At 68.8% G+C, this 19,079-nt stretch carries 16 protein-coding genes; 8 read left to right on the forward strand and 8 right to left on the reverse strand.

Going from position 1 to position 19,079, the window contains the following annotated elements; translation table 11 throughout:
• The 5 genes from KZC50_RS00270 to KZC50_RS00290 form a co-directional block, all read right to left on the reverse strand.
• Complete coding sequence (locus KZC50_RS00270) at positions 1-1,287, reverse strand: ABC transporter permease (RefSeq protein ID WP_310890173.1); 1,287 nt, start codon at positions 1,285-1,287, stop codon at positions 1-3.
• Positions 1,284-2,615, reverse strand: a complete 1,332-nt coding sequence (locus KZC50_RS00275; RefSeq protein WP_310890174.1) for an ABC transporter permease — start codon at positions 2,613-2,615, stop codon at positions 1,284-1,286. The genes KZC50_RS00270 and KZC50_RS00275 overlap by 4 nt, the downstream gene beginning before the upstream one ends.
• A complete protein-coding gene (locus KZC50_RS00280; RefSeq protein ID WP_310890175.1) occupies positions 2,612-4,126 on the reverse strand; it encodes an ABC transporter ATP-binding protein in 1,515 nt (504 codons plus the stop codon). The genes KZC50_RS00275 and KZC50_RS00280 overlap by 4 nt, the downstream gene beginning before the upstream one ends.
• Positions 4,127-4,237: 111 nt before the next feature.
• Entirely contained in the window at positions 4,238-5,353 is a 1,116-nt protein-coding gene (locus KZC50_RS00285) for a BMP family lipoprotein (protein ID WP_310890176.1), read from the reverse strand.
• A 173-nt stretch (positions 5,354-5,526) separates the two neighbouring features.
• Positions 5,527-6,642, reverse strand: coding sequence for a mannose-1-phosphate guanylyltransferase (locus KZC50_RS00290; protein ID WP_310890177.1), 1,116 nt, complete (start codon positions 6,640-6,642; stop codon positions 5,527-5,529).
• 260 nt (positions 6,643-6,902) lie between these two features.
• Here KZC50_RS00290 and sdhC point away from each other — a divergent pair, with 260 nt between their 5' ends.
• From sdhC to KZC50_RS00330, 8 genes are all read left to right on the forward strand, one after another.
• Entirely contained in the window at positions 6,903-7,337 is a 435-nt protein-coding gene (gene sdhC / locus KZC50_RS00295; RefSeq protein ID WP_082334812.1) for a succinate dehydrogenase, cytochrome b556 subunit, read from the forward strand.
• The gene (locus tag KZC50_RS00300; protein WP_310890178.1) at positions 7,337-7,795 is read left to right on the forward strand and encodes a succinate dehydrogenase hydrophobic membrane anchor subunit; all 459 of its coding nucleotides are present in this window, start codon (positions 7,337-7,339) and stop codon (positions 7,793-7,795) included. Before sdhC ends, KZC50_RS00300 begins: the two co-directional genes overlap by 1 nt.
• Positions 7,796-7,859: 64 nt before the next feature.
• Positions 7,860-9,674 (forward strand): succinate dehydrogenase flavoprotein subunit, encoded by a 1,815-nt coding sequence (gene sdhA, locus KZC50_RS00305; protein ID WP_310890179.1) that lies wholly within the window; start codon positions 7,860-7,862, stop codon positions 9,672-9,674.
• Positions 9,674-10,459, forward strand: coding sequence for a succinate dehydrogenase iron-sulfur subunit (locus KZC50_RS00310; protein ID WP_053548943.1), 786 nt, complete (start codon positions 9,674-9,676; stop codon positions 10,457-10,459). Before sdhA ends, KZC50_RS00310 begins: the two co-directional genes overlap by 1 nt.
• A gap of 9 nt (positions 10,460-10,468) precedes the next feature.
• Positions 10,469-11,749 (forward strand): YihY/virulence factor BrkB family protein, encoded by a 1,281-nt coding sequence (locus KZC50_RS00315; protein WP_310890180.1) that lies wholly within the window; start codon positions 10,469-10,471, stop codon positions 11,747-11,749.
• 36 nt (positions 11,750-11,785) lie between these two features.
• Positions 11,786-12,631, forward strand: coding sequence for an exodeoxyribonuclease III (locus KZC50_RS00320; RefSeq protein ID WP_310890181.1), 846 nt, complete (start codon positions 11,786-11,788; stop codon positions 12,629-12,631).
• 41 nt (positions 12,632-12,672) lie between these two features.
• On the forward strand, positions 12,673-13,677 hold the full coding sequence (gene trpS, locus KZC50_RS00325; RefSeq protein WP_310890182.1) for a tryptophan--tRNA ligase: 1,005 nt from the start codon (positions 12,673-12,675) through the stop codon (positions 13,675-13,677).
• 202 nt (positions 13,678-13,879) lie between these two features.
• Positions 13,880-14,740, forward strand: a complete 861-nt coding sequence (locus KZC50_RS00330; protein ID WP_310890183.1) for an Fpg/Nei family DNA glycosylase — start codon at positions 13,880-13,882, stop codon at positions 14,738-14,740.
• Between the two features lie 75 nt (positions 14,741-14,815).
• On the opposite strand, the gene glpK is transcribed toward KZC50_RS00330, so the two are convergent.
• The 3 genes from glpK to KZC50_RS00345 all read right to left on the reverse strand — a co-directional run bounded on the left by glpK (position 14,816) and on the right by KZC50_RS00345 (position 18,993).
• Entirely contained in the window at positions 14,816-16,330 is a 1,515-nt protein-coding gene (glpK, locus tag KZC50_RS00335; protein WP_053548939.1) for a glycerol kinase GlpK, read from the reverse strand.
• A 51-nt stretch (positions 16,331-16,381) separates the two neighbouring features.
• Positions 16,382-17,140 carry an MIP/aquaporin family protein gene (locus KZC50_RS00340; RefSeq protein WP_301133780.1) on the reverse strand — a complete coding sequence of 253 codons (759 nt, stop codon included), beginning with the start codon at positions 17,138-17,140 and terminating at the stop codon, positions 16,382-16,384.
• A gap of 119 nt (positions 17,141-17,259) precedes the next feature.
• Positions 17,260-18,993: a glycerol-3-phosphate dehydrogenase/oxidase gene (locus KZC50_RS00345; protein WP_310890184.1), complete on the reverse strand. Its 1,734-nt coding sequence runs from the start codon at positions 18,991-18,993 to the stop codon at positions 17,260-17,262.
• Positions 18,994-19,079 lie beyond the last annotated feature (86 nt).

A 19,079-nucleotide genomic window follows, 5' to 3' on the forward strand; every position in this document is an offset into this window, starting at 1 on the left:
TCACCCCTTGATGTACGGCTTGCCCGCGGCGGCGGGGCCCTTGATCTGACCCGCGAAGCCGGCGACCGCGAGGATCGTCACGACGTACGGCAGCATCAGCATGAATTCGCTGGGGATCGGGGTCCGCAGCACGGTCAGGAGGTTCTGCAGGTTCGTCACGAAGCCGAACAGCAGCGCGGCCAGGCTCGCCCGGATCGGATCCCAGCGGCCGAAGATGACGGCGGCGAGGGCGATGAAGCCGAGGCCGGCGGTCATCTCCTTGCCGAACTGCGGCACCGACACGAGCGTGAAGTATGCGCCGCCGATGCCGGCGATCGCGCCCGCGAGCGAGACGTTCCAGAACCGCGTCGGGTTCACCCGGATGCCGACCGTGTCGGCCGCCTGCGGGTGCTCGCCGACGGCGCGCAGACGCAGGCCCCAGCGGGTGCGGTACAGGCCCCACGACACCACGGCGACCGCGATGAACATGAGATAGACGATGAAGGTCTGGTTGAACAGCACGGGCCCGAGGATCGGGATGTCGCCGAGGACGGGGATCTTGATGCGCTCGAAGACCACGGGGCGGTTCAGCTCGGTCTCGTTCGGCACGAGGAGCGCCCCGTAGAGGAACCCGGTGAGGCCGGTGACGAGGACGTTGAGGACGACACCGACGATCACCTGCTCCACCAGGTACTTGATCGCGAAGGCCGCGAGCACGAAGGCGACCAGGACGCCGCCGATCATCGCCCCGATGAGGCCGACGAAGGGGTTCTGGGTGATGCTCGACAGCAGCGCCGCCGAGAACGCGCCGAGCAGGAACTGACCCTCGATCGCGACGTTGACCACACCCGCGCGCTCGCCGATCACGCCGCCGAGGGCGCCGAAGACGAGGGGCACCGACAGCGACACGGCGCCGACGAGGAGGCTCGAGACCGGCACGAGGCCGCCCGCTCCGGCCCACACGAGGAACGCGAAGACGCCGAACGATCCGAACGCCACGGTCAGCCACAGGGGTGTCCGCTCGTAGTTCCACGCGAGCCACGCCGAGTAGGCGGTGAGGAGGGCGAGCAGCACCACGATCACCCAGGAGGTGAGTGCGGTGCTCAGCACCACGTCCGGAAGAGCGATGGCCGAGGAGGAGTCGCGGAGGCGGAAGGTGCTCTCGCCCGACCGCGGCACGAAGAGGAACAGGGCCGCGAGCAGCACCGTCACCCCCCCGAGGACGATCGGGACCTTGAAGCTGCGCACCTTCACCGTGGCGAGGTGGATCGTGCCGTCATCGGCCGTCGAGGCTGCGAGCGCGCTCATGCCGACACCGCCTTTCCGCGGGTGTCCTCGGGTCGACGCTTGGCGGCCTTGGCGCGTGCCTTGGCGGCCTTCTCGGCATCCGACTTGGGGAGGAAGAAGATGGTGCGCAGCAGCGGCGGCGCGGCGATGAAGAGGACGATCAGCGACTGCACGACCAGGACGATGTCGACCGGGATGCCCTGCGCCTGCATGGCGAAGGATCCCGACTTCAGGACGCCGAACAGGATGCCGGCCGCGAACGTGCCCCACGCCCGGCTGCGGCCGAGGAGGGCGACGGTGATCGCGTCGAACCCGATGCCGGCGTCGATCGTGCCGGAGAATCCGGTCGTCACCGACCCCTGGATCTGGTTCATCGCCGCCATGCCCGCGAGGCCCCCCGCGAACAGCATCGCGTAGACGTAGATGCGCTTGACGTTGATGCCCGCCGCGAGCGCCGCGTGCGGGTTCTCCCCCACCGCGCGGATGCGCAGACCCAGGCTGGAGCGCTCGAGGATCCACCACACGAGCACCGTGATCGCCACGACGATGAGGAAGCCCCAGTCCAGCGCCGGGAAGGCGGGTCCCAGCAGATTCGGGAACTGCGCGGATGCCGGCGTCGGCGCCGTGATCGGCTGGTTGGTGCCTTCGCGCTGGAGGAGACCGGGGGTCCGGATCATCCACAGCAGCAGATAGAAGGCGATGTAGTTCGTCATGATCGTGAGGATGACCTCGTGCGCCCCCGTCACGGCCTTGATGAGACCGACGAGACCGCCCCACAGCGCTCCGCCGACGATGCCGGCGAGCATGGTGGTGGGGAGGTGGATCCACATCGGCAGATCGAGGTTGAAGGTGAAGAACGCCGCGAAGATCGCGCCCATGAGCATCTGACCGCGGGCGCCGATGTTGAACAGGCCGGCGCGGAACGCCAGCGCCACACCGAGGCCGGCCGCGATGAGCGGGGCGGCGAAGCCGAGCGAGTTCGTCAGCGGACGGATCTGCCCGACGAAGTCGTCGGCGCGGGCGTTGAAGATCGAGCCGCGGACGAGCGCCTCGTATCCGCCGTACACCGCGTTCCAGATCGCCGCGAGCGTGTCACCGGGCCGGGCGAAGAAGTACGCCGACGACTCCTGGACGTCCTCGTCCGTCAGGGCGATGAGGATGCCGCCGACGATCATCGCCAGCACGATCGCGAGGATCGTGGTCACTGCGCTTCCGCGCAGGATCTCTTTCATCAGGACGTTCGCGCGGGGTGGTTCGGGCGCCTCCTGCCCGGTGAGGGGGCCGCTCGCGCGGGGCAGCTGCTCGCCGGGACGCGCGGCGTCCTCGGCTCCGGGGGTGGTGCCGCTCATGCCGCTGCCTCCGCTTCGCTCGCGCCGGCCATCATGAGCCCGAGCACGTCGCGCGGGGTGTCCCCCGGCACGATTCCGACGATCTGACCGCGGTACATCACGGCGATGCGGTCGGCGAGGGCGGTCACCTCGTCGAGCTCGGTGGAGACGACGATGACCGGGATGCCGGCATCCCGCGTCTGGACGATGCGCTTGTGGATGAACTCGATCGAGCCGACGTCGACGCCGCGGGTGGGCTGAGCGGCGACGAACAGGCGGAGGTCGCGGCTCATCTCGCGGGCGATGACGACCTTCTGCTGGTTGCCGCCGGAGAGCGCCCCCGCGGGGGACTCCGGGCCCTGCGTGCGGATGTCGTATTCGGTGATCCGCTCGCGGGCGAAGGTGTCGACCGCGTGGCGGCGGATCGTGCCCGCGCGCACGAACTCGGGGTCGCTGGAGCGGTCGAGGATGAGGTTCTCGGCGACGGAGAAGTTCCCGACGAGGCCGTCCTCCTTGCGGTCCTCCGGCACGAACCCGACGCCGGCGTCGAGGATGCCGCGCACGCTCTTGCCGACGAGCTGGGTGCCGTCGAGCTCGATCGAGCCCTCGACGCGCGCGGCGAGGCCCACGATGGCCTCGACGAGTTCGGTCTGGCCGTTGCCCTGGACGCCGGCGACGGCGAGGATCTCGCCGGGGCGGACGTCGAACGAGATGTCGTCGACGACGACGGCTCCCGTCGGCGTGAGGACCCGGAGGTCCTTCACGCGCAACCCGCCGTCGCCCAGACGCGGCGCGTCCTTGTGCACGGTGAGCTCGACCGCGCGGCCGACCATCAGCGAGGCCAGCTCGGTGTTGCTGGCGGTCGGCGAGGCCTCGCCGACGACTTTCCCGAGACGGATGACGGTGATCGCGTCCGCGACTTCGCGGACCTCGCGGAGCTTGTGGGTGATGAAGACGATGGAGGTGCCCTCGTCGCGGAGCTGGCGCATGATCGCCATCAGCTCGTCGGTCTCCTGGGGCGTGAGGACCGCGGTCGGCTCGTCGAAGACGAGGACGCGGGCGTCGCGGGACAGGGCCTTGATGATCTCGACACGCTGCTGCACACCGACGGGCAGATCGCCGACGAGCGCGTCGGGGTCGATCTGGAACCCGAAGCGGTCGGCGACCTCGCGCACGTGCCGCCGGGCGGCGGCGAGGTCGAGGACGCCGAGGCCCTTGGTGTTCTCGTGTCCGAGCATGACGTTCTCGGCGACGGTGAAGACCGGGATCAGCATGAAGTGCTGATGGACCATGCCGATGCCCGCGTTCATCGCGTCTCCGGGACCCCGGAAGTGCTGGACGACGTCGTCCAGCAGGATGTCGCCTTCGTCGGCTTGGTAGAGGCCGTAGAGCACGTTCATCAGCGTGCTCTTTCCGGCCCCGTTCTCACCGAGCAGGGCATGGATCTGACCCGGTTCGATGACGAGATCGATGTGGTCGTTGGCGACCAGGGAGCCGAATCTCTTCGTGATCCCCCGCAGCTCCAGCTTCATAAATGCACCCTACCTGTGGCCGCTCCGCAGGGCGGAGGGCGGAAAAAGTTCTTTGACACCCAGCGGGGCGAGCAGCGTCATCCGCTGCTCGCCCCGAGTGGTGATGTCAGATCACGGGGAGTTCGGCGACTCCACGACGATCTCGCCGGAGACGATCTGCTCCTGCAGCGCCATCAGCTCGTCCATGAGGCCCTCGGGCAGCTCGGACTCGAACGCGCCGAAGCTGGAGAGCTTGACGCCCTCGTTCTCGAGCGTGCCGATGTAGGGGGCGACGTCGAAGTCGCCACCGGCGGCGGCCACGGTCGCGTCGTAGACGGCGACGTCGATCGCCTTCATGATCGACACGAGCGTGATGTCGGCGACGTCCGGGTCGGCGACGGCGAGGTCGCTGTCCACACCGAGCATCGCGACGTCGGAGCCGCCCTCGGCGATGGCCGCGGCCGCGCTGACGTAGATCGGTCCGCCGACGGGGAGGATGACGTCAACGCCCTGGTCGAGGACACCCTGGGCGGTCTGCTTGGCGGTGTCATTGGCCGCGAAGCCACCGGTGAACGAACCCTCCTGGGCGGCGGTGTCCCATCCGAAGACCTCGACGTTCGCGCCGTTGTCCTCGTTGTACTTCTGCACGCCCAGCTCGTAGCCGTCCATGAAGACCGCGACGGAGGGGATCTGCATGCCACCGAAGGTGCCGACCTTGTTCACGCCGCTCTCGGCGGACCAGGCTGCCGCGGCGTAGCCGCCGAGGTAGGCCGCCTGAGCGGTGTCGAAGACGAGGGGCTTGATGTTCGGGGCATCCGTCGTGCCGTCGAAGTCGGTGTCGGCGTAGTCGTCGATGATCGCGTAGTTGATCTCGGGGTTGGCCGTAGCCGACTCCACGGTCGCGGCGGCGAGGTTGAAGCCGACCGAGACGATCAGTGTGCAGCCTTCAGCGACCAGCTGCTCGAGGTTGGGGCCGTAGTCGTTCGGGGTGGTCGACTCGAGCTCGATTCCCTCGACGCCCAGCTCGTCGATGGCACGGTCCATGCCCTCCTTGGCGGACTGGTTGAAGGAGCGGTCGTTCCAGCCGCCCTCGTCGGAGATGAGGCAGGGGATGAAGTCGTCGGCCGCTTCGGGTGCGGCGCTGTCGGACGTGTCGGCCTCGGGGGCCGCGCCGCAGCCGGCGAGGAATGCGACGATGCCCGCGGCGGCTGTGACACCGACGAGCTTCTTGGTGCGTGAGATGGTCAACTCAGCCTCCACATGATCGGCCCCGAGACTTTCACGGGGACTGCACAAAGTTACCTACTGCGACGCCCCGGTTGCAGTGGTGCGAGGCTTGTGAGAGCGAAAGGTTACAAAGACGCAATCTCTCGTTACACAGGACGCGATCCCACACCGGTCCCCGGTGGTGGTGCGCGAGGTCAGAGGACGTCGCCGCGCCCGGTGAGCTTCAGTGCGTCGACGACGCCCTTCACGCGCTGGGCGTGCTCGCTCGTGGTCACCAGCAGGGCGTCGTCGGTGTCGACCACCACGATGTCGCGGACGCCGATGAGGCTGATCACGCGCGAGGTCTGGCTGACGACGATGCCGCTGGCGGCATCCGAGAGGATCCGGGCGTTCTCGCCGAGGATCGCCAGATCGTTCTTGCGCCCGTGGGAGTTGAGCTTCGCGAGGCTCGCGAAATCCCCCACGTCGTCCCAGTCGAAGTGGCCGGGGATCACCGCGAGACGACCGCGCTCGGCGGCGGGCTCGGCGACGGCGTAGTCGATGGCGATCTTCGTCAGGGTCGGCCAGACCCGATCGACGACGGGACCACGGCGGTCGCGGTCGTCCCAGGCCTCGGCGAGGTCCACGAGGCCCGCGTAGAGCTCGGGCTGGTTCTCGGCGATCTCGCCGAGCAGCACGTCCGCGCGGGAGATGAACATGCCCGCGTTCCACAGGTACGACCGGTCGGCGAAGTACTCCTTGGCCAGCTCCAGGTCGGGCTTCTCCACGAAGCTGTCCACGAGCGCCGCCTCCGGGGCGCCGTCCACGACCAGCTCGCTGCCCTTCCGGATGTACCCGAAGCCGACGGACGGCTCGGACGGCTGGATGCCGATCGTGCAGATGTATCCCTCGCGCGCGGTCGCGACGGCCTGGCGCACGGCCCACTCGAACAGGTGCGGCACGCGGATGACGTGGTCGGCGGCGAACGAGCCGATGATCACGTCCGGATCCCGCCGCGAGAGGATCGCGGCGGCCAGACCGATGGCCGCGGCGGAGTCGCGCGGCTCGGACTCGAGGAAGACGTTGTGGTCCGGGATGCCGGGCAGTTCCTTCTCGACCGCGGCACGGTGCGCGCGACCGGTGACCACGGCGATGCGGTCGGGGCCGGAGAGCGGCTCGAGCCGGTTCCAGGTGTCCCGGAGCAGGGTGTGGCCCGAACCGGTGAGGTCGTGCAGGAACTTCGGCGCGTCGGCACGCGACAGCGGCCACAGCCTGCTCCCGATGCCTCCCGCGGGGATGACGGCGTAGAAGTCCTCGATCGGCTCTGGCATGAGACCCAGGGTAACGAGCGGTGTCTCGCGCCCATGACGAGGACGTGTCCGGCGCGTGTCGCGCCGAGGAGCGAAAGAAGCGCCGATCTTCGCGTCCGGGCAGGATCCCCCCGGAATGGAGGAGGCGAATCCCGCCGCCGTCGCCCCCGCCCTTCTGACGGGAATAGGATGAAGTCAGCACCGTCAGGGTGCCGGTTCCGCGATTCGGCCACGAGCGCCGGGTTCATGCGGACCGCTCGCTCGATCCAGGGAGGACGGCCGTGTCTGCACCAGCACGCGTCACACCGCCGGCGTCCGCGACCACGTCGAAGGTGCCGCGGGGGACGCTCTACCGCGGCAACGAAGGCATGTGGTCGTGGGTGCTGCATCGCATCACCGGAATCGCCATCTTCTTCTTCCTGCTGGTCCACATCCTGGACACGGCGCTGATCCGGGTCTCGCCCGAGGCGTACGACGCGGTCATGAGCACGTACAAGAACCCGCTCATGGGCATCGGCGAGGTCGTCCTCGTCGCCGCGGTCGTGTACCACGCCTTCAACGGGCTGCGCATCATCCTGGTCGACTTCTGGGCTTGGGCCACCCGCCACCAGCGCCAGCTGTGGTGGGGGGTGCTGGGCCTGTGGGCGGTGACGATGATCCCGTTCACGGTCCGCCACCTCATGTTCGTCTTCTCCGAGGTCGGAGGGGGGAACTGATGACCGCCGACACCATCGCCGCCCCGCGCTCTCCGCGCACCCCCGCCCGTAAGAGCGGACCCAACCTGGAGAAGTGGGGTTGGATCTACATGCGCGTCTCCGGCGTCGCGCTGATCATCCTCATCTTCGGCCACCTGTTCGTGAACCTCATGCTCGGCGAGGGCATCAGCGGCATCGACTTCGCGTTCGTCGCCGGCAAGTTCGCCAGCCCGTTCTGGCAGTGGTGGGACGTGCTGATGCTCTGGCTCGCGCTCATCCACGGCGCCAACGGCATGCGCACGATCGTGAACGACTATGTCACCCACGAGACCACCCGCCGCGTGCTGGTGTGGGCCCTGTGGCTCTCGGCCGGATTCCTCATCCTCCTCGGCACGCTGGTCGTGTTCACCTTCGACCCGTGCCTGGGCATCGAGAGCTCCAGCACCGACTGGCTGATCGAGACGTGCGCGGCCCTGTGACCGGCGCGCTGATCGCCCCCTCCTTCCCGACGACGCAGCAGCACGAAACGAAGGCATCTTCCCTGTGAGCACCCAGAGCACCCAGACCGCTGACAGCTACGTCAAGGACGGCGTCCACTACCACCAGTTCGACATCGTCATCGTCGGCGCCGGCGGCGCCGGGATGCGGGCGGCCATCGAGGCCGGTCCCGGCGCCAAGACCGCCGTGATCAGCAAGCTGTACCCGACGCGTTCCCACACGGGTGCCGCGCAGGGCGGCATGGCCGCGGCCCTCGCGAACGTCGAAGAGGACTCGTGGGAGTGGCACACCTTCGACACGGTCAAGGGCGGCGACTACCTCGTCGACCAGGACGCGGCCGAGATCCTCGCCAAGGAGGCGATCGACGCGGTCATCGACCTCGAGAACATGGGTCTGCCGTTCAACCGCACCCCGGACGGCAAGATCGACCAGCGCCGCTTCGGCGGCCACACCGCCGAGCACGGCAAGTCGCCGGTGCGCCGCGCGTGCTACGCCGCCGACCGCACGGGTCACATGATCCTGCAGACGCTGTTCCAGAACTGCGTGAAGCTCGGCATCAACTTCTTCAACGAGTTCTACGTGCTCGACCTCATCACGGTGAAGGATGCCGCGGGCAAGACCCAGATCGCCGGCGTCGTCGCCTACGAGCTCTCCACCGGCGAGCTGCACGTCTTCCAGTCCAAGGCCGTCATCTTCGCCACGGGCGGTTTCGGCAAGATCTACAAGACCACCTCCAACGCCCACACCCTCACCGGTGACGGCGTCGGGATCATCTGGCGCAAGGGCCTGCCCCTGGAGGACATGGAGTTCTTCCAGTTCCACCCGACCGGGCTCGCCGGCCTCGGCATCCTGCTCACCGAAGGCGCGCGCGGCGAGGGGGCGATCCTGCGCAACGTCTCCGGCGAACGCTTCATGGAGCGCTACGCCCCCACCATCAAGGACCTCGCCCCGCGCGACATCGTCTCGCGATGCATGGTGCAAGAGGTGGCCGAAGGCCGCGGCGCGGGCCCCCACCGCGACTACGTGCTGCTGGACTGCACCCACCTCGGCGCCGAGGTGCTCGAGACCAAGCTCCCCGACATCACCGAGTTCGCCCGCACCTACCTGGGCGTCGACCCGGTCGTGGAGCCCGTGCCGGTCATGCCGACCGCGCACTACGCGATGGGCGGCATCCCGACCAACATCAAGGCGGAGGTCCTCGCCGACAACGACACCGTCGTCCCGGGCCTGTACGCCGCCGGCGAGTGCGCGTGCGTGTCGGTGCACGGCTCCAACCGCCTCGGCACCAACTCGCTGCTCGACATCAACGTCTTCGGCAAGCGCGCCGGCCGCTACGCGGTCGAGTACGTCAAGGACGCCGACTTCGTCGCCCTGCCGGAGGACCCCGCCAAGGAGGTCCGCGAGATGATCGAGGGTCTGCGGGCCGGCACCGGCACCGAGCGCATCGCCGTCCTCCGCAAGAAGCTGCAGGACGAGATGGACTTCAAGGCCCAGGTGTTCCGCACCGAGGAGTCCCTCACCGACATGCTCGGCACCATCGAGGAACTGCGCGAGCGGTTCAAGAACATCCACGTCGACGACAAGGGCAAGCGGTACAACACCGACCTGCTCGAGGCCGTCGAGCTCGGCTTCCTCCTCGACATCGCCGAGGTCGTCGTCGTCGCCGCACGCAATCGCAAGGAGAGCCGCGGCGGACACATGCGCGACGACTACCCGAAGCGCGACGACGAGAACTTCATGCAGCACACGATGACCTACCTGTCCGGCGACCCGCACTCCTCGAAGGCGGACGACCACATCCGCCTCGACTGGAAACCGGTCGTGATCACGCGTTACCAGCCCATGGAGAGGAAGTACTGATGGCCAGCCTCGCCGTCGTCGACGAGACCACCGAAGCTCCCGCAGCCCCGGAGGAAGCCGGCGACACCGGCATCCAGTCGTTCCTCGTCACCTTCATCGTGCGCCGCTTCGACCCCGAAGCCGACACCGAGCCGCGCTGGGTCGACTACGACGTGGAGCTGTACTCCACCGACCGCGTGCTCGACGCCCTCCACAAGATCAAGTGGGAGGTCGACGGCTCGCTCTCCTTCCGCCGCTCGTGCGCACACGGTATCTGCGGGTCCGATGCCATGCGCATCAACGGCCGCAACCGGCTCGCCTGCAAGACGCTGATCAAGGACCTGGACATCTCCAAGCCGATCTACGTCGAGGCGATCAAGGGTCTGCCGCTGGAGAAGGACCTCATCGTCGACATGGAGCCGTTCTTCGCCTCCTACCGCGAGGTCCAGCCGTTCCTCATTGCAAACTCCACCCCGGAGAAGGGCAAGGAGCGCGTGCAGTCGATCGTCGACCGCGAGGTCTTCGACGACACGACCAAGTGCATCCTCTGCGCCGCCTGCACCTCGTCGTGCCCGGTGTTCTGGACCGACGGGCAGTACTTCGGCCCCGCCGCGATCGTCAACGCGCACCGCTTCATCTTCGACTCGCGCGACGACGCCGGCGACGTGCGTCTGGACATCCTCAACGACAAGGAGGGCGTGTGGCGCTGCCGCACGACCTTCAACTGCACCGAGGCGTGCCCCCGCGGCATCGAGGTGACCAAGGCGATCGCCGAGGTCAAGCAGGCGGTCCTCAGCGGTCGCTAGTCTGCTGAGGTGAGTTCCGCTCCTCGCCGCGTCGACGGCTCCCGCGCCGCGGCCGCCGAGGCTGCGGCGGCCGCGGCGCACGAGCAGACGCTCCGTGCGCGGTGGGAGATGACGCAGGAGCAGTTGCGCGAGCGCCTCGACGAGCCGATCAGCCGGGCGACGGAGCTCACCCAACGGACGCTGGCCTGGTTCCCGGTGCGGGTCTGGCGTCACTTCCTGCAGCACAACGGGTTCCTCCTCGCCGCGGGCGTGAGCTACCAGGCGCTGTTCGCGACCTTCGCGGGGATCTACGTGGCCTTCGCCGTCCTGGGGCTCTGGCTCGGGGGCAATCAGGACGTCGTGAACGCGATGATCAGCGCGATCAACTCCTACATCCCCGGGCTCATCTCCGACGAGGGACTCTTCACCCCCGACCAGGTGACGGCGATCGCCACCGGATCGACCAGCCTGCTGTCCATCACCGGCGCCATCGCGTTCGGAACGCTGCTGTGGACCGCCATCGGCTTCGTCACCTTCACCCGCCGCGCCGTGCGCGACATCTTCGGGCTCCGTCCCGACCTCCGCAGCTACTTCATGTTGAAGAGCCGCGACCTGTTCGGGGCGGTGCTGTTCGCGGTGGCGCTCATCCTCGGGTTCGCCGCGACGTCGTTCGGCACATGGGCGCTGCAGCTGATCTTCTCCCTCTTCGGTTGGACCGAGGCGACCGGGTGGTACGAGGTCGCGGTGCGCCTGGGATCGATCGCGATCTCGTTCCTCGTCTTCTCCGCCGCCCTCGCGGCCCTCATCCGCTTCCTCACCGGCACGTCGCTCCGGTGGCGGCGGATCGTTCCCGGCGCCCTCCTCGGCGGTGGCGCGATCACCGTCCTGCAGCTGTTCACCGGCTGGCTCTTCCTCTACACCCCTTCGAATCCGCTCCTGGCGACCTTCGCGATCTTCGTGGGGCTCCTGCTGTGGTTCCGCATCATCGGGATCATCATCCTCACCGCGGCCGCGTGGATCGCCGTCGCGGCATCCGACGATGACGTCCCGCTCATCGAGCTCTCCGAGGAGGAGCGCCTCGCGCTCGAGCACCGGGCGCTGCTGACCGCCGCGCACGTGCGCCTGCGGACGGCCGAGGAGGCGCACACCGGGGCACCCTGGTACCGCCGGCCGATCACCGCACGGCACCTCCGCGCGGCGCGGGCCGAGCTCGCCGAGGTCGAGGCGTCGACCCCCGCTGCTCCCGTGACGCGCGGTCACGCCGCCCACGTGGCGCACGTGCACTCGCTGAGCGCCGAGCACGAGTCCTGAGATCGGGTGTCCTGACCCGCGGTTAGGCTGTCCGTCGTGCCTCGCCGCCTTCGCATCGCCTCGGTCAATGTCAACGGCATCCGTGCCGCCGCCCGGAAGGGCATGCACGAGTGGCTCGACGCCGCCGACGTCGACGTCCTGACCCTGCAGGAGGTGCGCGCGACCGAGGCCGAGCTGCGGGCCGCGCTGCCGGGGTGGGAGACCGTCAGCGACGAGGCGCTGGCGAAGGGCCGCGCCGGTGTGGCGATCGCCACCCGCACCCCGGTGACCGCCGCGCGCGCCCGCTTCTCCGACGACACCGTCGACGCCGCGGGGCGCTGGATCGAGGCCGACATCACCGTCGGGGCGGAGGTCGTCACGGTCGTGAGCGCCTACGTCCACACGGGCGAGGCCGACACTCCCCGCCAGGACGCGAAGTACGCCTTCCTCGACGCGATGGAGAAGCGGATGCCGGAGATGACCGCCGCCACCCCGCTCGCCCTGGTCACCGGCGACCTCAACGTCGGCCACCGCGAGCTCGACATCCGCAACTGGAAGGGCAACCGCAGGAAGGCCGGATTCCTCCCCCGAGAGCGGGCGTACTTCGACCGCTTCCTCGCGCCGGACGGGGTCGAGGTCGACACGGCCGACGGCGAGCGCGGGACGGGTCTCGGATGGGTCGACGTCGGTCGACGGGCCGCCGGCGAGGTCGAGGGCCCCTACACGTGGTGGTCGATGCGGGGCCGCGCCTTCGACACCGACACCGGATGGCGGATCGACTACCACCTCGCCAGCCCCGCCCTCGCCGACCGCGTCACCGACTACCGCGTCGAGCGTGCGGCATCCTGGGACGCCCGCTGGAGCGACCACTCCCCCGTCATCGTCGACTACACCGTCGGCTGACCGGTCGGGTCGGCGGCGCCGGTCGCGCCTAGGATTGACAGGTGACCAAGCCCCGCCTGTACTCCGGTATGCAGCCCTCCGCCGACTCGCTTCAGGTCGGCAACTACATCGGGGCCCTCATGCAGTGGCGCGACCTGCAGGAGTCCTACGATGCGTTCTTCTCCGTCGTCGACCTGCACGCGCTGACGCAGCCGAACGACCCCGCCGAGCTCCGCGAGAAGACGCGCCGCACCGCCGCGCAGTACATCGCCGCCGGGATCGAGCCGTCGAAGTCGACGCTGTACGTGCAGTCGCACGTACCCGCCCACGCCGAGCTCGCGTGGATCCTGTCCACCCTCACCGGCTTCGGCGAGGCCGGGCGGATGACGCAGTTCAAGGACAAGTCCCAGCGCTACGGGACCGATGTGACCTCGGTCGGCCTGTTCACCTACCCGGTGCTCATGGCGGCCGACATCCTGCTGTATCAGACCGACATCGTGCCCGTCGGCGACGACCAGAAGCAGCACGTCGAGCTGACGCGTGATCTCGCCGAGCGCTTCAACTCGCGCTACGGGCAGACGTTCCGCGTGCCCATGCCGGTCATCCAGCAGGAGACCGCGCGCATCTACGACCTGCAGAACCCGACCGCGAAGATGTCGAAGTCGGCGGAGTCGGATGCCGGCGTGCTGTGGCTGCTGGATGACCCGGCCAAGAGCGCGAAGAAGATCATGCGCGCCGTGACCGACTCCGAGGGCGCGGTCCGCTACGACCGCGAGCAGAAGCCCGGCGTATCGAACCTGCTGGTGATCTACGCGGCGCTGACGGGTCGGCAGATCCCCGCGATCGAGGACGAGTACGCGGGTCGCGGCTACGGCGACTTCAAGAAGGGCCTCGCCGAGGTCGTCGTGAACGAGTTCGGCCCCGTGCGCGCCCGCGCGCTGGAGATGCTCGACGACCCCGCCGAGCTCGACCGGGTGCTGGCGGCCAACGCCGACCGCGCCGCCGAGGTCGCCGGGCGCACCCTGGGCGACGTGTACGACAAGATCGGCCTGCTCCGCCGCCGCTGACCCCAGGCCCGGCGGGGCGTGTGGCTCGGCTTCGGCCCCGGCGGGCGCGTACCGAACTCCTCCGATTCGGGCACCCCGGAGCGACGGGCGCGGCGTGTCGCGCCAGTCGCCCCCGGATCTGAGGAGTTGCGCACGGCGCCCGGGGCCCGGGGCAGCGCGTCAACCCCGCGACAGCCTGCCGGCGCCGTGCCAGGATGGCCGCATGCCGGAGATGCCCGAGGTTCAGGGACTGGTCGATGTCCTGAGGGGACGCCTGACCGGGCACCGGATCACGCGAGCGACCGTCTCTGCGATCGCGGCGCTGAAGACCTTCGATCCTCCGGTCGACGCCCTCGCGGGCCAGACCGTCACCGGCGCCGAGCGTTCCGGCAAGTTCGTCGTCCTCTCCACCACCGGTCCTCACCTGGTCTTCCACCTCGCCAAGGCCGGGTGGCTCCGGTGGTACGACGAGGTGCCCGCGACGGTGATCCGCCCGGGGAAGACGCCGATCGCGCTCCGGGTCGTGTTCGACGACGGTTTCGGGTTCGACCTCACCGAGGCGGGTACCAAGAAGTCCCTCGCGGTCTACGTCGTGAACGATCCGCAGGAGGTCCCCGGCATCGCCCGCCTCGGACCCGATCCCCTCGACCCGTCGTTCACGCGCGACGTCTTCGCCGGCCTCCTCGCCGGACGCCGCACCCAGATCAAGGGTGTGCTGCGCGACCAGTCGGTCATCGCGGGGATCGGCAACGCCTACTCCGACGAGATCCTCCACGTCGCGCGGATGTCGCCCTACGCACTGGCCGCCGGCCTCGACGACGGCGAAGTCGACCGCCTCTTCACCGCGCTCACCGAGACGCTGACGGATGCCGTGGCCGCGGCATCCGGAAAGCTGCCCGCCGAACTCAAGGACGCCAAGCGTCGCGGCATGCGCGTGCACGGCCGCCGGGGCGAGCCCTGCCCCGTGTGCGGCGACGAAGTGCGCAGCGTCTTCTTCGCCGACAACTCCCTGGAGTACTGCGCGACCTGTCAGACCGGCGGCAAGATCCTCGCCGACCGACGCCTGTCCCGCCTGCTCAAATGACAGAAGCGACCGGCGCCGGGGAACGCCGCTGAGCGATGTTCCCCGGCGCCGGTCGCGCCCTCTGCGGGAGTGGGGTCAGGAGACGTCCTCGTCGACCCAGTCGAAGGTCTTGGTGACGGCCTTCCTCCAGTTGCGGAGCAGGCGCTCGCGGTCGGCCTCCTCCATGCGCGGCTCCCAGCGGCGGTCCTCCTGCCAGTTCTTGGACAGGTCATCGAGTCCCGACCAGAATCCGACGGCGAGACCCGCGGCGTAGGCGGCACCGAGTGCCGTCGTCTCGGCGACGACGGGGCGCACCACCGGGACACCCAGGATGTCGGCCTGGAACTGCATGAGCACGTCGTTCGCGGTCATTCCGCCGTCGACCTTGAGCTCGGTCAGCGGCACACCCGAGTCGGCGTTGACCGCGTCGAGCACCTCGCGGGTCTGGTACGCCGTCGACTCCAGCACGGCGCGCGCGATGTGCCCTTTGTTGACGTAGCGGGTGAGTCCGACGAGCGCACCGCGCGCGTCCGAGCGCCAGTACGGTGCGAACAGGCCCGAGAAGGCAGGCACGAAGTAGGCCCCGCCGTTGTCCTCCACCGTCTCGGCGAGGGTCTGGACCTCGGATGCCGAGGAGATGATGCCGAGGTTGTCGCGCAGCCACTGCACGAGCGATCCGGTGACGGCGATCGATCCCTCGAGCGCGTAGTGCGCGGGCTCGTCGCCCAGCTTGTATCCGACGGTGGTGAGCAGCCCGTTCTGCGAGCGGACGATCTCGGTGTCGGTGTTGAAGATGAGGAAGTTGCCGGTGCCGTAGGTGTTCTTGGCCTCGCCCTGTTCGAAGGCCGCCTGCCCGAAGGTCGCCGCCTGCTGGTCACCCAGGATGCCGGCGATCGGCGTCTCCCGGAGGAGGCTCGAGGATTCCGCGTGTCCGTAGACCTCGGAGGAGCTGCGGATCTCGGGCATCATCGAGCGCGGAACCCCGAATGCCTCGAGGATGTCGTCGCGCCACGACAGCGTCTCCAGGTCCATGAACATCGTGCGGGACGCGTTGGTCACGTCGGTCGCGTGCACGCCGCCGTCGACGCCACCGGTGAGGTTCCACAGCACCCACGAGTCGGTGGTGCCGAAGAGGAGGTCACCGGCCTCGGCGCGTTCGCGCGCACCTTCGACGTTGTCGAGGATCCAGACGATCTTCGTGCCGGAGAAGTAGGTCGCCAGCGGAAGGCCGACGATGTCCTTGAACCGGTCGGGGCCGTCGTCGCCCGCCAGCTTGTCGACGATCGACTGGGTGCGCGTGTCCTGCCAGACGATGGCGTTGTAGACAGGCTTGCCGGTCTTCTTGTCCCACACCACGGCGGTCTCGCGCTGGTTGGTGATGCCGATCGCGGCGATGTCGTGGCGGGTGAGGTCGGCCTTGGAGAGGGCGAGGCCGATGACCTCGCGGGTGTTGTTCCAGATCTCCATGGGGTCGTGCTCGACCCACCCGGCCTTCGGGAAGATCTGGCGGTGCTCGAGCTGCCCGCTGTCGATGATCGATCCGCTCTTGTCGAAGATGATCGCGCGGGTGGACGTGGTGCCCTGGTCGATGGCGAGTACGTAGTCGGCCATTGTCGATACTCCTTTGTGGTCGTGAATGGTGATGATGGTGTTCAGGATGCCTCAGCCGAGGATCGGCATGAGGGGGATGGCGGCGAGTCCCGCGGCGACACCGCCGATGATGGGACCGACGATCGGCACCCACGAGTAGCTCCAGTCGCTGGAGCCCTTGCCCTTGATGGGGAGGAAGGCGTGCGCCAGACGCGGTCCGAGGTCACGGGCCGGGTTGATGGCGTAGCCCGTCGGACCACCGAGCGACGCGCCAATGCCGACCACGAGGAGGGCGACCGGGAGGGCTCCGAGCGCGGCGAGGCCCGACGGGTCTCCGTTGCGGCCGAAGCCGATGACGACGAACACGAGAACGAACGTACCGACGATCTCTGTGACGAGGTTCCAGCCGGTGGAGCGGATGGCGGGGCCGGTGGCGAAGACGCCGAGCTTGGTCGCCGGGTCCTCCTCGGCGTCGAAGTGCTTCTTGTACGCCGCCCAGGCCACGACCGCACCGATGGTCGCACCGATCAGCTGCGCGCCGATGTAGGTGAGGACGGAGAGGACGTTCACCGGAACGCCCTCGACGAATTCGGTGGTGCCGTTGGCGACGAGGCCCAGGGTGACGGCGGGGTTCAGGTGTGCGCCGGAGACGTAGGCCACGGTCACACCGGCGAAGACCGCGAGGCCCCAGCCGAAGTTGACCATGAGGGTGCCGCCGCCGAGGCCCTTGCTGCGTGCCAGGGCGACGTTGGCGACGACTCCGCATCCGAGCAGTGTCAGCAGTGATGTGCCGATCAGCTCGGAGATGAAGACGATCCCGAGATTGTCCACGTTGACCTACTTTCTTTCCACGGCGTCGGTGCCGCGATCGGGGGAAGGGGATGCCGGAGGGCACGACGAACAGCGCCTCCCGGCGGGGACCTCGCCCGCCGGGGGACGGGCGAGGGGTCTTATGCCAGGACGCTGTCCTCGCTGAGCTCGACGCCGTGCCGCTCGCGGAGGATGCGGGCGGTCTCGGCGACCTCCTCGTCGCGGGTCGCGGCATCCCATCCGAGGACGTCGCCGGCGACGTCGGCGAGTTCCCGCAGGGCAGGGAGGGAGGTCTTGCCCACGAACGCGACACTGGTGCGTCGCAGGAGCACATCGATGAGGTGCACGACGTACTCGGTCTCGACGAGGTAGCGGATCTCGCCGGTGCTGTAGTCGGGCAGGCTCGCGAGCGGTGCGTCGCTGTCGTCGAGGCTCTCGATCAGCGCGGCGGCACGCGTCCCGTAGCGCTCGAGCAGCTGGTCGACCCGGGCGTGGTCGCGTCCGTCGGCGTGGTCGGAGACCCACGCCGAGCGGGCCCGCTGCGTCCGCGGGTAGCCGAGCGCACCGCCGATCATGAGACCCTGCGTCGACCGGGTGCGCGAGCGCCCGAGGTGCTCGAGGACACGGTCCGACAGCTGCTCGCCGAGGGCGCGGAACGTCGTCCACTTTCCGCCGACCAGGCTGAGCACCGTGGTGCCGGGGCGGCCCGCGGCCGGTGCCTCCTCGATGCGGTAATCGCGGGAGACGAAGCCCGGCTGGGTGTCGTCGTGTCGCGGCAGCGGGCGGACGCCGGAGAACCGGTAGACGATCTGCTCGCGGTCGACGCGGATGTCGGGGAAGACGTGCCCGACGAGGTCGAAGAAGTAGTCGATCTCGTCCTCGGTGCATACCGCGGGCTCGCGCATGTCGTGGTCGAGGTCGGTCGTGCCGACCATGACCCGACCCTTCAGCGGGTAGATGAGGACGATGCGGCCGTCCTCGTGCTCGAAGAAGATCTCCCGGCCGCCGGTCGCCTCCAGCAGCTCCGGGTTGTCCAGCACGATGTGCGAGCCCTTCGTGCCGCCCATGTAGGTGGTGGGCTTGCCGAGCTGTTCGTTCGTGAGGTCCGTCCACGGACCGGAGGCGTTGACGATGACCGGCGCGGTGAGGTCGAACTCCTCGCCGCTCACGCGGTCGCGGACCCGGAGACCTCCCTCGCCCATCCCGACGGCCTCGAGGTAGTTGGCGGCGCGGGCGTTGTCACCGGCATCCAGTCCGTCGTAGAGGACGTCGAGCGCGAGGCGCTCGGGGTCGTGCATGCTCGCGTCGAAGTAGGTGGCGGTGTACTTCACGCGGTCGTTGAGCGCGGGCAGCTCGCTGAGCGTGCGGGCACGCCCGTGGAAGCGGTGCCGGGGCACGGCGCCGCCGTCGCGCGAGAAGAAGTCGTAGATGACCAGGCCCACTTTGATGAGCAGGGCACCGCGCTCGGTGTGCTTCCCCTGCTTGTGGGTGAGGAAGCGCAGGGGCGCGGAGAGGATGCCGGAGAAGGTCGAGAAGATCGGAACCGTCGTCGGCAGCGGGCGGACGTAGTGCGGCGCGGTCTTGACGAGGGCGTTGCGCTCGACCACGGATTCGCGGACGAGGCGGAACTCGCCGTTCTCCAGATATCGGATGCCGCCGTGGATCATGTGCGATGACGCGCTGGACGCTCCGGCGACGAAGTCGTCACGCTCGACGAGGATCACCTTGACACCCTGGAGGGCCAGATCGCGGAACGTCGCAATCCCGTTGATGCCTCCACCGACGATGATGACGTCGGCACTCGGATCCGCGGCGATCGCCTGAACGGCGTCGCGCGTGCGGGACTCGGGGGTGGTGGGGGTGACCTCGCTCATGGCTTCTCCTTCGCCGGCGACGCCCCTTGCGCTGCGTCGCACCATGTGGATGAATACATCCTGAAGCGCTCGGAACAGACTTTCAA

Origin of the sequence: Microbacterium aurantiacum, from assembly GCF_031625015.1 — a bacterium.
GTDB classification, from domain to species: Bacteria; Actinomycetota; Actinomycetes; order Actinomycetales; family Microbacteriaceae; genus Microbacterium; species Microbacterium aurantiacum.

Bases quoted from the DNA above. Each gene is read 5' to 3' on its own strand.
- KZC50_RS00345 (WP_310890184.1), bottom strand. From the start codon at position 18,993: ATGAGCGAGGTCACCCCCACCACCCCCGAGTCCCGCACGCGCGACGCC.
- KZC50_RS00300 (WP_310890178.1), top strand. From the start codon at position 7,337: ATGACCGCCGACACCATCGCCGCCCCGCGCTCTCCGCGCACCCCCGCC.
- KZC50_RS00330 (WP_310890183.1), top strand. From the start codon at position 13,880: ATGCCGGAGATGCCCGAGGTTCAGGGACTGGTCGATGTCCTGAGGGGA.
- KZC50_RS00270 (WP_310890173.1), bottom strand. From the start codon at position 1,287: ATGAGCGCGCTCGCAGCCTCGACGGCCGATGACGGCACGATCCACCTC.
- KZC50_RS00310 (WP_053548943.1), top strand. From the start codon at position 9,674: ATGGCCAGCCTCGCCGTCGTCGACGAGACCACCGAAGCTCCCGCAGCC.
- KZC50_RS00275 (WP_310890174.1), bottom strand. From the start codon at position 2,615: ATGAGCGGCACCACCCCCGGAGCCGAGGACGCCGCGCGTCCCGGCGAG.
- KZC50_RS00290 (WP_310890177.1), bottom strand. From the start codon at position 6,642: ATGCCAGAGCCGATCGAGGACTTCTACGCCGTCATCCCCGCGGGAGGC.
- KZC50_RS00280 (WP_310890175.1), bottom strand. From the start codon at position 4,126: ATGAAGCTGGAGCTGCGGGGGATCACGAAGAGATTCGGCTCCCTGGTC.
- glpK (WP_053548939.1), bottom strand. From the start codon at position 16,330: ATGGCCGACTACGTACTCGCCATCGACCAGGGCACCACGTCCACCCGC.